We start from the raw sequence: 15,821 nt of genomic DNA on the forward strand, positions 1-15,821 counted from the left end.
ATGGGGAAACCCCACACTACCATCGGCGATGCATCGTTTCACTTCTGAGTTCGGGATGGGATCAGGTGGTTCCAACGCTCTATGGTCGTCAAGAAATTCGGGTACTGAGTCGTGGCCAGAGGGCCTCGCTTCAGCAAATTGGGTATGTGACAGTTTTCGGTGTTTTGTGAGCGTCGAACTTTCGGTTCATTGCGTCTTCACACACCGCAATCTGATGCTCTTTCGAGTAGTCAAATTGCTTGGGTGTTATATGGTCAAGCCTCACGGGCAATTAGTATTGGTTAGCTCAACGCCTCACAGCGCTTACACACCCAACCTATCAACGTCGTAGTCTTCGACGGCCCTTCAGGGAACTCAAGGTTCCAGTGAGATCTCATCTTGAGGCAAGTTTCCCGCTTAGATGCTTTCAGCGGTTATCTTTCCCGAACATAGCTACCCGGCAATGCCACTGGCGTGACAACCGGAACACCAGAGGTTCGTCCACTCCGGTCCTCTCGTACTAGGAGCAGCCCCTCTCAAATCTCAAACGTCCACGGCAGATAGGGACCGAACTGTCTCACGACGTTCTAAACCCAGCTCGCGTACCACTTTAAATGGCGAACAGCCATACCCTTGGGACCGGCTTCAGCCCCAGGATGTGATGAGCCGACATCGAGGTGCCAAACACCGCCGTCGATATGAACTCTTGGGCGGTATCAGCCTGTTATCCCCGGAGTACCTTTTATCCGTTGAGCGATGGCCCTTCCATACAGAACCACCGGATCACTAAGACCTACTTTCGTACCTGCTCGACGTGTCTGTCTCGCAGTCAAGCGCGCTTTTGCCTTTATACTCTACGACCGATTTCCGACCGGTCTGAGCGCACCTTCGTACTCCTCCGTTACTCTTTAGGAGGAGACCGCCCCAGTCAAACTACCCACCATACACTGTCCTCGATCCGGATAACGGACCTGAGTTAGAACCTCAAAGTTGCCAGGGTGGTATTTCAAGGATGGCTCCACGCGAACTGGCGTCCACGCTTCAAAGCCTCCCACCTATCCTACACAAGCAAATTCAAAGTCCAGTGCAAAGCTATAGTAAAGGTTCACGGGGTCTTTCCGTCTAGCCGCGGATACACTGCATCTTCACAGCGATTTCAATTTCACTGAGTCTCGGGTGGAGACAGCGCCGCCATCGTTACGCCATTCGTGCAGGTCGGAACTTACCCGACAAGGAATTTCGCTACCTTAGGACCGTTATAGTTACGGCCGCCGTTTACCGGGGCTTCGATCAAGAGCTTCGCGTTAGCTAACCCCATCAATTAACCTTCCGGCACCGGGCAGGCGTCACACCCTATACGTCCACTTTCGTGTTTGCAGAGTGCTGTGTTTTTAATAAACAGTCGCAGCGGCCTGGTATCTTCGACCGGCGTGGGCTTACGCAGCAAGTGCTTCACCCTCACCGGCGCACCTTCTCCCGAAGTTACGGTGCCATTTTGCCTAGTTCCTTCACCCGAGTTCTCTCAAGCGCCTTGGTATTCTCTACCCAACCACCTGTGTCGGTTTGGGGTACGGTTCCTGGTTATCTGAAGCTTAGAAGCTTTTCTTGGAAGCATGGCATCAACCACTTCGTCGCCTAAAGGCAACTCGTCATCAGCTCTCGGCCTTGGAATCCCGGATTTACCTAAGATTCCAGCCTACCACCTTAAACTTGGACAACCAACGCCAAGCTGGCCTAGCCTTCTCCGTCCCTCCATCGCAATAACCAGAAGTACAGGAATATTAACCTGTTTTCCATCGACTACGCTTTTCAGCCTCGCCTTAGGGACCGACTAACCCTGCGTCGATTAACGTTGCGCAGGAAACCTTGGTCTTTCGGCGTGGGTGTTTTTCACACCCATTGTCGTTACTCATGTCAGCATTCGCACTTCTGATACCTCCAGCAAGCTTCTCAACTCACCTTCACAGGCTTACAGAACGCTCCTCTACCGCATCACTTACGTGATACCCGTAGCTTCGGTGTATGGTTTGAGCCCCGTTACATCTTCCGCGCAGGCCGACTCGACTAGTGAGCTATTACGCTTTCTTTAAAGGGTGGCTGCTTCTAAGCCAACCTCCTAGCTGTCTAAGCCTTCCCACATCGTTTCCCACTTAACCATAACTTTGGGACCTTAGCTGACGGTCTGGGTTGTTTCCCTTTTCACGACGGACGTTAGCACCCGCCGTGTGTCTCCCATGCTCGGCACTTGTAGGTATTCGGAGTTTGCATCGGTTTGGTAAGTCGGGATGACCCCCTAGCCGAAACAGTGCTCTACCCCCTACAGTGATACATGAGGCGCTACCTAAATAGCTTTCGAGGAGAACCAGCTATCTCCGAGCTTGATTAGCCTTTCACTCCGATCCACAGGTCATCCGCTAACTTTTCAACGGTAGTCGGTTCGGTCCTCCAGTCAGTGTTACCTAACCTTCAACCTGCCCATGGATAGATCGCCCGGTTTCGGGTCTATTCCCAGCGACTAGACGCCCTATTAAGACTCGCTTTCGCTACGCCTCCCCTATTCGGTTAAGCTCGCCACTGAAAATAAGTCGCTGACCCATTATACAAAAGGTACGCAGTCACAGAACAAAGTCTGCTCCCACTGCTTGTACGCATACGGTTTCAGGATCTATTTCACTCCCCTCTCCGGGGTTCTTTTCGCCTTTCCCTCACGGTACTAGTTCACTATCGGTCAGTCAGTAGTATTTAGCCTTGGAGGATGGTCCCCCCATATTCAGACAAAGTTTCTCGTGCTCCGTCCTACTCGATTTCATGACTAAGAGACTTTCGCGTACAGGGCTATCACCCACTATGGCCGCACTTTCCAGAGCGTTCCGCTAATCTCAAAGCCACTTAAGGGCTAGTCCCCGTTCGCTCGCCACTACTAAGGGAATCTCGGTTGATTTCTTTTCCTCAGGGTACTTAGATGTTTCAGTTCCCCTGGTTCGCCTCTTGCACCTATGTATTCAGTACAAGATAACCATCTTATGATGGCTGGGTTCCCCCATTCAGACATCTCCGGATCAAAGTCTGTTTGCCGACTCCCCGAAGCTTTTCGCAGGCTACCACGTCTTTCATCGCCTCTGACTGCCAAGGCATCCACCGTATGCGCTTCTTCACTTGACCATATAACCCCAAGCAATCTGGTTATACTGTGAAGACGACATTCGCCGAAAATTCGAATTTCTCAACTAAGAGAACTCACAAATTTTACCTTAGCCTGATCACCACCAGTGAAAGTGGATCTCAGTCTATCTTTCTATCACATACCCAAATTTTTAAAGAACGAACTAGTCAAAGACTAGAAATCAACATTCACCATCACAACGATGGAATGCTCATTTCTAAGCTCTTACTTCAGAAGCAGTAGTGGTGGAGCCAAGCGGGATCGAACCGCTGACCTCCTGCGTGCAAGGCAGGCGCTCTCCCAGCTGAGCTATGGCCCCGTATTTCTACAGGCGTTTCCCACACAAAATTGGTGGGTCTGGGCAGATTCGAACTGCCGACCTCACCCTTATCAGGGGTGCGCTCTAACCAACTGAGCTACAGACCCAATTTCGGGCTGCTTCTTTCGTCTTCTTCAATGAATCAAGCAATTCGTGTGGGAACTTATGGAGCAGCTGATGTCGTCGATTAAGGAGGTGATCCAGCCGCAGGTTCCCCTACGGCTACCTTGTTACGACTTCACCCCAGTCATGAATCACACCGTGGTAACCGTCCCCCCGAAGGTTAGACTAGCTACTTCTGGTGCAACCCACTCCCATGGTGTGACGGGCGGTGTGTACAAGGCCCGGGAACGTATTCACCGCGACATTCTGATTCGCGATTACTAGCGATTCCGACTTCACGCAGTCGAGTTGCAGACTGCGATCCGGACTACGATCGGTTTTATGGGATTAGCTCCACCTCGCGGCTTGGCAACCCTTTGTACCGACCATTGTAGCACGTGTGTAGCCCAGGCCGTAAGGGCCATGATGACTTGACGTCATCCCCACCTTCCTCCGGTTTGTCACCGGCAGTCTCCTTAGAGTGCCCACCATAACGTGCTGGTAACTAAGGACAAGGGTTGCGCTCGTTACGGGACTTAACCCAACATCTCACGACACGAGCTGACGACAGCCATGCAGCACCTGTCTCAATGCTCCCGAAGGCACCAATCCATCTCTGGAAAGTTCATTGGATGTCAAGGCCTGGTAAGGTTCTTCGCGTTGCTTCGAATTAAACCACATGCTCCACCGCTTGTGCGGGCCCCCGTCAATTCATTTGAGTTTTAACCTTGCGGCCGTACTCCCCAGGCGGTCAACTTAATGCGTTAGCTGCGCCACTAAGAGCTCAAGGCTCCCAACGGCTAGTTGACATCGTTTACGGCGTGGACTACCAGGGTATCTAATCCTGTTTGCTCCCCACGCTTTCGCACCTCAGTGTCAGTATCAGTCCAGGTGGTCGCCTTCGCCACTGGTGTTCCTTCCTATATCTACGCATTTCACCGCTACACAGGAAATTCCACCACCCTCTACCATACTCTAGCTCGCCAGTTTTGGATGCAGTTCCCAGGTTGAGCCCGGGGATTTCACATCCAACTTAACGAACCACCTACGCGCGCTTTACGCCCAGTAATTCCGATTAACGCTTGCACCCTCTGTATTACCGCGGCTGCTGGCACAGAGTTAGCCGGTGCTTATTCTGTCGGTAACGTCAAAACAGCAAAGTATTAATTTACTGCCCTTCCTCCCAACTTAAAGTGCTTTACAATCCGAAGACCTTCTTCACACACGCGGCATGGCTGGATCAGGCTTTCGCCCATTGTCCAATATTCCCCACTGCTGCCTCCCGTAGGAGTCTGGACCGTGTCTCAGTTCCAGTGTGACTGATCATCCTCTCAGACCAGTTACGGATCGTCGCCTTGGTGAGCCATTACCTCACCAACTAGCTAATCCGACCTAGGCTCATCTGATAGCGCAAGGCCCGAAGGTCCCCTGCTTTCTCCCGTAGGACGTATGCGGTATTAGCGTTCCTTTCGAAACGTTGTCCCCCACTACCAGGCAGATTCCTAGGCATTACTCACCCGTCCGCCGCTGAATTCAGGAGCAAGCTCCCTTCATCCGCTCGACTTGCATGTGTTAGGCCTGCCGCCAGCGTTCAATCTGAGCCATGATCAAACTCTTCAGTTCAAACATCTTTGGGTTTTTAAGAAACCCTAAACTTGGCTCAGCAATCGTTGGTTACATCTTTGATTTCTCGCGGAGTAACTTGTGATGCTGATAATCTTGTTGACTATCAGTCTGACTCCACAAGCACCCACACGAATTGCTTGATTCAGTTGTTAAAGAGCGGTTGGTTAAGATCTTTCGTCTCAACCGAGGCGCGCATTCTACAGCAGCCTCATTTGCTGTCAAGTGATTATTTTCAGAAGTTTTCGAAGATTTCTTCAACAACTTCAACCACTTGCGCTTCCGATCTCTCGTTAGCGGGAGGCGAATTCTACAGCGTTACACGCTGCTGTCAACACCTCTTTTTCTCCGCTTTCGACCGAGAAGATCGAACCGTTGAAAGCACCCAACAAACCGGCATTTCAACTCCTTCCAGGCTTCGATGAACTGAAGCGACCCGCTCTCGAAACCTACTTAACTCATTGAATCTCAAGGAGTTTTCCGTTTCGACTGCGCCGGAAGTGGGGCGAATTATAGAGACTCAGAATCTGCCGTCAACCCTTAATTTGCGTTTTCTATCAAGAGAGGGAAAAAGGCCGCTTCTATATAGACGCGAACGCAGCGAGTGCGCACTATATTGCCCAACACACCTCAGTTCCTTCCCCGGATGATGCCACGCAATGAACGACCAGCCTCGCAGCCTTGCCTCAACCCTGTTCCCGGTTGGCCTTCTATTAATAGCCATGGCATCAATCCAGTCCGGCGCCTCGCTGGCTAAAAGCATGTTCCCCATCGTTGGCGCTCAAGGCACTACCACCCTGCGCCTGATCTTCGCCAGCGTGATCATGCTGTTATTGCTAAAACCCTGGAGAGCGAAGCTGACAGCCAAATCGCTGCGTACAGTGATTGTCTACGGGATGGCGCTAGGAGGGATGAACTTCCTCTTCTATATGTCGTTGCGCACTGTCCCCCTCGGCATCGCCGTCGCCCTGGAGTTCACCGGGCCGCTGGCCGTCGCCATCTATGCCTCACGCCGCGCAATCGACTTTCTATGGATTGCCTTGGCTGCCATCGGCTTGTTGCTGTTGATACCAACCGGCGCTACGACAGCGGGTATCGATCTGGTGGGTGCAGGTTATGCACTGGGAGCCGGCGTTTGCTGGGCGCTATACATTCTGTTCGGCCAGAAGGCCGGCGCCGATAACGGCGTGACCACCGCGGCGCTTGGCGTGATGATCGCAGCCCTGTTCGTCGCCCCCATCGGTATCGTCCACGCAGGCAGCGCATTGCTGACTCCGGCACTGATCCCGATCGCTATCGGCGTCGCAATCCTGTCTACCGCCCTCCCCTACACACTGGAAATGGTCGCCCTCACCCGCATGCCCGCCCGCACCTTCGGCACCCTGATGAGCATCGAACCGGCCTTCGGCGCACTGTCGGGCCTGCTATTCCTTCAGGAATACCTTTCTTTGTCACAATGGATGGCGATCCTGTGCATTATTCTGGCCTCCGTCGGTGCAACCATGACCATGGGCAGCACTGCCAAACCCGCCATCGCGGCGGATTGAAAGGGGATTGAACGAAGGTCTGGCATTTGGCGCTCATTTAGGCCATGTTTAGCCTCGCAACCCAATGCCAGACATGGATTTTTTCGGATACGGACATCGGAACGCGTCAAGCGAGAGCGCATACAGGCAGACCCGAGCGCCAGACTCGAGGCCGCCATAAGGACGGTAATGAAACGAATTTTGATACTGATCGCCATACTCGCCGTTGCGGGCTGCGCGGCGACGTCGAAGACCCAGGTCAAGCATGGCAAGAAAGGGCTGCACATCAACTGTTCGGGGTTGTCCTCCTCTTGGGACAAGTGCTACGCCAGCGCTGCAAACTCTTGCGCACCTAAGGGCTACAAGGTCATCGCAAAGTCAGGCGATGCCGTGGAAGAACCGGGTGATTACCCCTTCGGTCTCAACCCCGCCGGCTATACCAGCCGCAGCATGATCGTCATCTGCAAATAAACCGTCGCCGCTACTGCACTCGCGAAGCGGCGAGCTGGTGTCCGATCTCTTCATGACAGGAGTTCAGCACCCGCTGCTGAATCTTCGGTGACGCCAGCATACGTGCCACGACCAGCGCTCCGACACATTGCGACAGAATCGCCCAAGCCAGGCTGTCGCTTTCCAGAATCTGCGCCCAACTTTCCTGAAGCTTGCAAATCCACAGCTCGGCCTGCTCCCTCACAACAATATCCGACCGCGCTATCTCGGCGCCCAGCGCAGGTAATGCGCAGCCCAGTTCGGGTTGCTCGACATGGGCCATGTTCAGATACAGTTTCAGGCACCGCTCCAGCCGTTCGCGATCCTGCGTACCCTGCCCGCCCAAGCGCTCCAGACTCTGGCACAACTCTCGCTCGACGATAGCCGCAAACAAGGCGTCCTTGGACGAGAAATGGCTGTAGAACGCCGCCCCGCTCAAGCCGATTGCCTTCATCAGGCCATCGACGCCCATTGATGAAAACCCGGTCTTTTTCGCAGACAGCGAGCTGCTTTGCAGGAGCTTTTCTTTGGTTTCCAGCTTGTGACCGGCGGAGTACCGCATGTATTTGTCCTCACATTGAGTGCCTTGACGCTGAGCAAATCCTAGCATAACGTTCGTTCACTTAACGATCGTTTACTAAAGGGATCTACCCATGAATAACAAGAAGGTCGTATTGGTTGTCGGTGCAGGTGATGCCACGGGCGGCGCCATCGCCAAGCGGTTCGCCAAGGAAGGTTTCGTCGCATGCGTCACGCGGCGCAGCGCCGACAAATTGCAGCCATTGGTGGAAGCGATTCAGGCGGATGGCGGCGAGGCCCACGGTTTTGCCTGCGACGCGCGCAAGGAAGAAGACGTAATTGCGCTGATCGAAGATATCGAAACCCGCCTCGGTCCGATTGAAGCATTCGTTTTCAACATCGGCGCCAACGTGCCCTGCAGCATCCTCGAAGAAACCGCACGCAAGTATTTCAAGATCTGGGAAATGGCCTGTTTTTCCGGATTCCTCAATGCCCGGGAAGTCGCCAAACGGATGGTGATCCGTAGCCGCGGCACGATCCTGTTCACCGGCGCAACTGCCGGATTACGCGGCGCCTCAGGCTTCGCCGCATTCGCCGGAGCCAAGCACGGTATCCGGGCTCTGGCACAGAGCATGGCCAGAGAGCTTGGCCCGATGAACATCCATGTCGCCCACGTCGTGGTCGACGGCGCCATCGATACCGATTTCATCCGCGACAACTTCCCTGACAAATACGCCACCAAGGACCAGGACGGCATTCTCAATCCAGAACACATCGCCGAGAACTACTGGTATCTGCATAGCCAGCCACGGGATGCCTGGACGTTCGAACTGGATCTGCGTCCGTGGAACGAGCGCTGGTAATCCCCCCAATAACAAAAACAGAGTGCAGCGAACATGAGCAAAACCGTGGAGTTCTATTTCGATCTCGGCAGCCCCGCCACTTATCTGGCGTACACCCAACTGCCGAAAATCTGCGCCGAAAACGGTAGCCAGTTGATCTACATTCCGATGTTGCTGGGCGGCGTCTTCAAAGCCACCGGTAACGCGTCGCCGGCAATGATCCCGGCCAAGGGTCGCTACATGTTTCAGGACCTGGACCGCTACGCCAAACGCTACGGCATGCCCCTTAAATTCAACCCGCATTTCCCGATCAATACCCTGATGTTGATGCGCGCGGTCACCGGCATTCAACTGCGTCATCCTGATCGCTTCCTGGCATTCATCGATTGCCTGTTCAAAGCGCTGTGGGTTGAAGGCCGCCCCCTCGATGAGCCGGCAGCGGTTGCCGCCGTGCTGACTGAACATGGCTTCAATCCTGAAGAAGTACTGGCATTGACCAACGATGAAGCAGTCAAGGCCGCACTAAAGGACAACACCGAAATCGCCGTGAAGCGTGGCGTCTTCGGTGCGCCGAGCATGTTCATCGACAACCAGTTGTTCTTCGGTCAGGACCGGCTCGACTTTGTAGTGGAAGCCCTTCGCTAAATCTCCACCACCAGACGCCCCTGAGCTGCTTTCGTCGCCAGCAGCTCATGGGCTTCCCCGGCGGTTTCCAGCGTGAACCGACGCGGATCAAGCAGAGGTCGCAGCTGACCGGACTCAATCAGCGCGGCAGCCTGTCGCAAAATCTCGCCATGATGCTCACAGCCCCTGCCGGTCAATAACGGCAACAAGGTGAACACGCCCGAATACGTCGCCCCACGAAACGACAACGGCGCAAGACTGTGCTGCCCCCAACCGAGGCAACTGAGTAAATGCCCGCTGTAGGTCCGTGCGGCTTTGAACGAGGCGTCCAGCGTCTCTCCCCCGACCGTGTCATAGACAATGTCGAACCCCTCCCCCGCCGTGAACTCGGCGACATAGTCCTCCACCGAGCTCTCTCGATAATCGATGAACGTCGCGCCGTAACCCTCGATGATCGAGCGTTGTCCCGCAGACCCCGTTGCATATACTTCAGCACCGAATGCTCGGGCCAGTTGAACGGCGACATGCCCGACACCACCCGCACCACCGTGAATCAACACCTTCTGCCCCGCACTCACCCGAGCCCGATCCACCAGGCCTTCCCACGCCGTGATCAATATCAATGGCAGGCTCGCGGCCTCGCGCGGGCTCAGGTTCAAAGGCTTACGCGCCAGCAGTCGAGCGTCCACCACTGCAAACTCGGCCAGCGAACCTTGCGCGCCACCAATCCCCGTGGCAAACGCATACACCTCATCGCCCGGCGCCCAATCCTGCACGCCCTCACCCACCGCTTCGATCACACCCGCCAGATCCAACCCCAACACCGCTGGCAACGGTTGCCGGGCATGGGCGGCCTGCCCTGCTCGGATTTTCAGATCCAGCGGATTCACACCGCTGGCCTTGATCCGCACCAATACCTGCCCGGCCTCTGCCACGGGGCGCTCCAGGGAAACCAAGCGTAACGGCCCGTTCGGGGTGTCCACTATCAGGGCTTTCATGTTCAGTGAGTCAGTCATTTCGGTCATTCCTGCGGGAGAAAGTGAAGCCATGTTCCCGCAGCAGCTCCATGCCGATAAGACGCCAAATGACTATAGTGATCATGCCAAATCGGCATGAATGAGGCGCTTCATGGACAAGCTCAACGCAATGACCATCTTCGTCCGGGTGGTCGAACGCGGCAGTTTCTCCGCCGTTGCCCGGGAACTGCACACCACCCAGCCGACCATCAGCAAAGTCCTGCGCGCTCTTGAGAGTCAATTGGGCGGCAAGCTGATTGCCCGCAGTACACGCAAGCTGTCACTGACCGATGAAGGTCAGCGGTACTACAACGAATGTCGAAATATCCTCGCTGCCGTGGATGCCGCCGAGCACAGCTTCCAGTCCGGCAGGGAAACCGTGGCCGGTCCTCTGCGAATCGGCTCCTCCGTCAGCTTCGGCCGCTTGCAGATCGCTTCGCGACTGGCGGAATTTCTGCAGCGCTATCCGCAGGTGCAGGTCGACCTGCAACTGAGCGATCAGAATCTGGATCTGGTCAGCGAAGGCCTGGACGTCAGCCTGCGCATCGGCGAGTTGAACGACAGCGGCATGATCGCCCGGCGCATTGGCACCACCCACCGGCTCACGGTGGCGACGCCCGATTACCTGCAACGGCACGGTCACCCACAATCACCTCAGGATCTTGCGCAGCACAACTGCCTGCAATTCAACCTGCTCAGCACTCAGAACCTGTGGACCTACGAGAAGGATGGCCAGCACCACGACGTACGCATCCAGGGCAACGCCCAGAGCAACAACTCTGAAGCGATCCGCGAAATGGTCTTGGGAGGATTGGGGATTTCGCTGTCACCGGTCTGGTTGTTCAGCGAGGATTTGAAGGCGGGCCGAGTGATCGCCCTGCTGCAGGACTACAAGACCCGATCATTGCCGATTCACGCTGTGTCCCCGGCGAACCGTCGCCAGTCCGCCAGGGTCAACGCGTTTGTCGATTTCATGACCCAGGCGCTGGCTGCAGCGCCCGAGCTTCAACCGATCAGATAGCGGCAGTACGCGTGTTCAGCCATTCCAGTGCCGCGCCTTCAAGCAGCGGACTCAGGCGCTCGCGCACTTCGGCGTGATAGGCGTTGAACCACTGTTTCTCTTCCTGCGTCAGCAACGACGGTTCCAGGCAGCGAGTGTCGATCGGGCACAGGGTCAGGGTTTCGAACTTGAGGAACTCACCGAATTCGCTGCTTCCCGCTTCAACGTTCATCGCCAGGTTCTCGATCCGCACACCCCAGCGGCCCGGACGATAAGTGCCCGGTTCGATGGAAGTGATCATCCCCGGTTGCATGGCGGTTTGTGGTGCCGGCGCCGCCTGATAGGCGATCACCTGCGGACCTTCGTGAACGTTGAGGAAGTAACCCACGCCGTGACCGGTGCCGTGACCATAGTCCACGTTCTCGGCCCAGATCGGCGCGCGGGCAATCGCATCCAGCAACGGCGACAGAATGCCTTTCGGGAATCGCGCACGGGACAAGGCAATCACGCCTTTCAGCACACGAGTGCAATCGTGCTTCTGCTCATCCGTCGGCGTACCAACAGCCACCATGCGCGTGATGTCGGTAGTGCCGCCCAGGTATTGACCACCGGAATCGATCAGCAACAAGCCATCACCCTCGATCACCGCGTGCTCTTCCGGTGTGGCGTGGTAATGCGGCATCGCGCCGTTGGCGTTGTACGCGGCAATGGTGTTGAAACTCAGCGACACATAATCCGGGCGACGCTCACGAGCAGCAGTGAGCTTCTCGTCGATGGTCAGTTCGGTAATGCGCTCACGACCCCAAGCCGATTCCAGCCAGGTGAAAAACTCGCACAGCGCCGCGCCGTCCTGCTCCATCGCCTGACGAATGTGTGCGGCGTCCGCCAGGCTCTTCTGCGACTTGGCCAGTGTGGTCGGGTTCAGGCCTTCGACCAGTTTCACGCCAGTGTCGAGGTTATCCAACAGACCACTGGTGACCCGCGCCGGATCCACCAGCAGGTTCGCGTCACCCGGAATAGCACGCAAGGCGTCAGCGACTTCGCTGTAGTCACGCAGGGTCACGCCGTCTTTTTCCAGGACGGCACGCAGCTCAGCATCGACCTTGCTCAGTGCGACAAACAGCGTGGCTTGTTGCTGGCTGATCAGGGCGAAGGAAACGAATACCGGGTTGAACGACACATCGCCGCCGCGCAGGTTGAACAGCCAGGCGATGTCGTCGAGGGTGGCGATGAAGTGCCAATCGGCGCCGCGTTCCTGCAAGGTTTCGCGCAGTTTGCCGAGTTTCTCGCCACGGCTGACAGTCGCCTGCGGTGGCAGATGCTGATAGATCGGCGCATTCGGCAACGCCGGGCGATCGCTCCAGACTTCTTTCAACAAGTCGATGTCGGTACGCAGACTGGCGCCCCGCGCTTCTAGCTTGCTGCCCAGCGTACGCGCCGACGCGACGGCCATCACTGCACCATCGACCGCGACCACGCCACCTTCCGGGGTCTGCTCGGCCAGCCAGTCCAGCGGGCTCGGCTGACCCGGTTGCAGTTTCACCAGTTCGATGCCGCTGCCCTTGAGTTCCTTGGTCGCCTGTTCCCAGTAGCGACTGTCGGCCCAGACCCCGGCGAAATCGGTGGTGACAATCAACGTGCCGACCGAGCCATGAAAACCCGACAGCCATTGCCGGCCCTGCCAGTAACCCGGCAAGTATTCCGACAGGTGCGGGTCGGCGGACGGCACCAGCAACGCATGGATACCTTCGCGACGCATCAATTCACGGGTGTGCGCGAGGCGCTGGGGAACCGTTCCTTCGGTCAAAGTCTGGGTACTCATCATGTCTCCTGCCAATCAATGCATCGTTATTGTTCGTAGCCGTCAGGTCGGCTGGTTAAAGTCCTGTCGCCCAGAATGCCGGAGCACTGGCGCAGGCGGTCTTGATCAGTTCTACAGCCTTGTCGATGTCCTCGGCGGTGGTTAAACGGCCGAGGCTCAGGCGAATGGTACGGCCGGCCAGGTGCGCGTCATGCCCTAATGCCAGCAAGACGTGGGACGGCGCGTTGCTGGCGGAATTGCAGGCCGAGGTCGCGGAAAACGCGATCGAATGGCTCAGCGCTGCCGGGTTGAACTCGCCTTCGCTGAAGGTCAGGCTCAAGGTGTGCGGGATACGTTGGGTGCTGCTGCCATTGAGGCGCACGCCAGGCAGGCTCAAGAGTTGTTCGAGCAGACGCTCGCGCAGCGCGACGATGGTTTTCTTCTCGTCATCGAAAGCTTCGGCGGCCAAGGCAAATGCCGAGCCCATGGCAGCGATCTGGTGAGTCGCCAGCGTTCCGGAACGCAACCCGCCCTCGTGGCCACCACCGTGAATCTGCGCCTGCAAACGCTGCTGCGCATGCGGGCCGACGTACAGCGCGCCGATGCCTTTAGGGCCGTAAAGCTTGTGCGCCGAGAACGACATCAGGTCCACCGGCCACTGCGCCAGATCGATCGCGACCTTGCCGGCGCCCTGGGCAGCATCGACATGGAACAACGCCCCACGCCCACGCACCACTTCGCCGATGGCCGGGATGTCGTTGACGGTGCCGAGTTCGTTGTTGACCAGCATCAGCGACACCAGAAAGGTGTCATCGCGCATCGCTTCGCTGACCGCTTGCGGGGTGATCAGGCCTTCGGCATCCGGCACCAGATAAGTCACGGCGACACCCGCGTCCTGCAATTGCCGGGCGGTGTCGAGGATGGCCTTGTGTTCGATCTGACTGGTGATGATGTGCCCGCCGGACACACCACGGGCCTGAGCCACACCTTTAAGGGCGAGGTTGTTGGATTCTGTAGCGCCGGAGGTCCAGACGATCTGCTGCGCCTGGGCGCCGACCAGTTCGGCGACTTGTCGGCGAGCGTTCTCGACCGTTTGCCGGGCCTGCTGGCCGAAAGCGTGGGAGCTGGAGGCCGGGTTGCCGAAGTTACCGTTGAAACCCAGACACTCGATCATCACCTGGATGACCCGCTCGTCCACCGGGGTGGTGGCGGCGTAATCGAAATACAGCGGACGTGTGTTCATAAAAAGACTCGCAGAGCGTGTTCCGGGATCAGGAAGCTCGTGTCTACAAACGGCACGACGCAGCCTTGTGAGCTGCGTCCGGGTTCGAGAGCGTCATCAATACCTGATCGGATGCCGTTAAAGAAGAACAACTTCATTTAAAAGTGCGTAGGAACGCTCCTGAACGCGACTTTAACAGGCATCGGGCCGGCGGTTGTAGCACTGCGTCAGCTAAAGCTTTCAAGGAGTAACGGATACAGCGAAATCACCAGCAGCGCTGCCATGCCCCAGTTGAACAACCGCAACCAGCGGCGATCCTTCAGTACGTTGCGCAACAGAGTCCCGCAAGCCGCCCAGACGCCGACGCTCGGCAGGTTGATGATGGCAAACACCGCCGCAATCACGATCACGTTGGTGAAATAACCCTGCATCGGTGTGTACGTGCTGATGGCACCGATGGCCATGATCCACGCCTTTGGATTGACCCACTGGAAAGCCGCCGCGCCGAGATAGCTGATCGGTTTCGCCTCGCCCTGCTCGCTATCACCGACCGGGCCGGAGTGAGCGATCTTCCAAGCCAGATAGAGCAAGTACGCCGCGCCCACGTAACGCAGCACCGAATAAAGCAGCGGATAAGTCTGGAACACCGCGCCCAGGCCAAAACCCACCGCCACCACCAGCACGAAGAAACCGCAGGTAATGCCGAGCATATGGGGGATGGTGCGGTTAAAGCCGAAGTTCACGCCCGATGCCAGCAACATGGTGTTGTTCGGCCCCGGTGTGATCGAGGTGACAAGGGCAAACAGGGCAAAGCCCAGCAGCAGGTCGAGCGAGAGGGTCATGGCAGGCAGTCCGTCAGGGTCATTCAGGTGTTGACCCTATCCCACGGCGCCGCGCAAACCCACGGACAGTTGGGTAAAACTTCGAGCAGTACAGTTACGGATCAGCTAGGACGACCGTGCAGCTGTACGGCCCGCTCAGCACTCATCTCACCCTTGCTATCAAACCCGAAAGCCTTCTGTGGCTGGCCGAGTAGTTGGGCTTTCTTCGCGTGGTATTCCTCAAACGACAAGCCGCTGCGGTTCAGGGTTTCCAGCGCCAGTTCGCGGGTTTCTTCCGCCGTGTAAGGGCGCAGTTCCGGGGAGACGTGGCTCGCGCAACCGGCGAGAACGGAGACAGCGAACATCAGCGAAACAGTCAGTAAACGATTCATGGGAGCGTCCTGGCGAGCAGTGTGGGTCGATGGAGAAAAGGTACGCCCGGGCACGCTTTGGCAGAAATCAACGCTCTCAATAGTGGCTATCAGAATTCGGGAAGGATTCGTCCTGAATATTCCCAAAAGACCTATCAATATCAATTAACAGTCTTTTACGGAATAACAGTCAGCCTTTATAAATCCTTCATCGCGTTCGGCACTGTTGCTCCAGCAACTGTTTCCCAGGCAACAGCGGTTCAACAAACCGGCCTGAAAGTCACATGAGCACAGCCACCGTCAACGCTCAAAGCCCCGGAATACGGGCCTTACAGGAATTGGTACAGCGCTTGCTCTGCTCCAGTGACTACTCACTGCTCGCCGAGCAACTGTTGAAAAAGGAA

General features: G+C 56.5%; 11 protein-coding genes, 2 tRNA genes and 3 rRNA genes. 5 read left to right on the plus strand and 11 right to left on the minus strand.

The genetic code is table 11. The annotated features are described in order from the left end of the window. The 5 genes from rrf to CAF90_RS14270 all read right to left on the minus strand — a co-directional run. Positions 1-93 (minus strand): 5S ribosomal RNA (gene rrf, locus CAF90_RS14250); the annotation flags it as partial. Positions 94-250: 157 nt separating this feature from the next. After that, positions 251-3,141, minus strand: a 23S ribosomal RNA gene (locus tag CAF90_RS14255). Between the two features lie 244 nt (positions 3,142-3,385). Next, a tRNA-Ala gene (locus CAF90_RS14260) sits at positions 3,386-3,461 on the minus strand. A 30-nt stretch (positions 3,462-3,491) separates the two neighbouring features. After that, positions 3,492-3,568, minus strand: a tRNA-Ile gene (locus tag CAF90_RS14265). 81 nt (positions 3,569-3,649) lie between these two features. Continuing rightward, positions 3,650-5,186, minus strand: a 16S ribosomal RNA gene (locus tag CAF90_RS14270). 659 nt (positions 5,187-5,845) lie between these two features. On the opposite strand from CAF90_RS14270, the gene rhtA reads away from it, so the two are divergent. Both rhtA and CAF90_RS14285 read left to right on the plus strand, forming a co-directional pair. After that, positions 5,846-6,733: a threonine/homoserine exporter RhtA gene (gene rhtA / locus CAF90_RS14280; RefSeq protein WP_007955853.1), complete on the plus strand. Its 888-nt coding sequence runs from the start codon at positions 5,846-5,848 to the stop codon at positions 6,731-6,733. Positions 6,734-6,901: 168 nt separating this feature from the next. Continuing rightward, on the plus strand, positions 6,902-7,183 hold the full coding sequence (locus CAF90_RS14285; protein WP_085607043.1) for a hypothetical protein: 282 nt from the start codon (positions 6,902-6,904) through the stop codon (positions 7,181-7,183). Positions 7,184-7,193: 10 nt separating this feature from the next. Here CAF90_RS14285 and CAF90_RS14290 read toward each other — a convergent pair whose 3' ends face one another. Beyond that, positions 7,194-7,763 carry a TetR/AcrR family transcriptional regulator gene (locus CAF90_RS14290; RefSeq protein ID WP_007955849.1) on the minus strand — a complete coding sequence of 190 codons (570 nt, stop codon included), beginning with the start codon at positions 7,761-7,763 and terminating at the stop codon, positions 7,194-7,196. 91 nt (positions 7,764-7,854) lie between these two features. On the opposite strand from CAF90_RS14290, the gene CAF90_RS14295 reads away from it, so the two are divergent. Both CAF90_RS14295 and CAF90_RS14300 read left to right on the plus strand, forming a co-directional pair. Next, positions 7,855-8,583, plus strand: coding sequence for an SDR family oxidoreductase (locus CAF90_RS14295; RefSeq protein WP_085607045.1), 729 nt, complete (start codon positions 7,855-7,857; stop codon positions 8,581-8,583). A gap of 33 nt (positions 8,584-8,616) precedes the next feature. Further along, positions 8,617-9,207 (plus strand): 2-hydroxychromene-2-carboxylate isomerase, encoded by a 591-nt coding sequence (locus CAF90_RS14300; RefSeq protein WP_085607047.1) that lies wholly within the window; start codon positions 8,617-8,619, stop codon positions 9,205-9,207. Here CAF90_RS14300 and CAF90_RS14305 read toward each other — a convergent pair. Beyond that, positions 9,204-10,202, minus strand: coding sequence for a zinc-dependent alcohol dehydrogenase family protein (locus CAF90_RS14305; protein WP_085607049.1), 999 nt, complete (start codon positions 10,200-10,202; stop codon positions 9,204-9,206). The genes CAF90_RS14300 and CAF90_RS14305 overlap by 4 nt on opposite strands. Positions 10,203-10,314: 112 nt before the next feature. Between CAF90_RS14305 and CAF90_RS14310 the strand changes: the two genes are divergently transcribed. Then, positions 10,315-11,223 carry a LysR family transcriptional regulator gene (locus CAF90_RS14310; protein ID WP_085607051.1) on the plus strand — a complete coding sequence of 303 codons (909 nt, stop codon included), beginning with the start codon at positions 10,315-10,317 and terminating at the stop codon, positions 11,221-11,223. Here CAF90_RS14310 and CAF90_RS14315 read toward each other — a convergent pair. The 4 genes from CAF90_RS14315 to CAF90_RS14330 form a co-directional block, all read right to left on the minus strand. Beyond that, positions 11,216-13,024, minus strand: coding sequence for an aminopeptidase P family protein (locus tag CAF90_RS14315; protein WP_085607053.1), 1,809 nt, complete (start codon positions 13,022-13,024; stop codon positions 11,216-11,218). The two genes, CAF90_RS14310 and CAF90_RS14315, sit on opposite strands and share 8 nt — an antisense overlap. 55 nt (positions 13,025-13,079) lie before the next feature. Beyond that, positions 13,080-14,246 carry an aminotransferase class V-fold PLP-dependent enzyme gene (locus tag CAF90_RS14320; protein ID WP_085607055.1) on the minus strand — a complete coding sequence of 389 codons (1,167 nt, stop codon included), beginning with the start codon at positions 14,244-14,246 and terminating at the stop codon, positions 13,080-13,082. 206 nt (positions 14,247-14,452) lie between these two features. Beyond that, positions 14,453-15,067, minus strand: coding sequence for a LysE family translocator (locus tag CAF90_RS14325; RefSeq protein ID WP_085607057.1), 615 nt, complete (start codon positions 15,065-15,067; stop codon positions 14,453-14,455). A 101-nt stretch (positions 15,068-15,168) separates the two neighbouring features. Then, positions 15,169-15,438, minus strand: a complete 270-nt coding sequence (locus CAF90_RS14330; RefSeq protein ID WP_085607059.1) for a hypothetical protein — start codon at positions 15,436-15,438, stop codon at positions 15,169-15,171. Positions 15,439-15,821 lie beyond the last annotated feature (383 nt).

The organism is Pseudomonas sp. B37(2017) (assembly GCF_002112885.1).
Lineage (GTDB): Bacteria > Pseudomonadota > Gammaproteobacteria > Pseudomonadales > Pseudomonadaceae > Aquipseudomonas > Aquipseudomonas paraglycinae.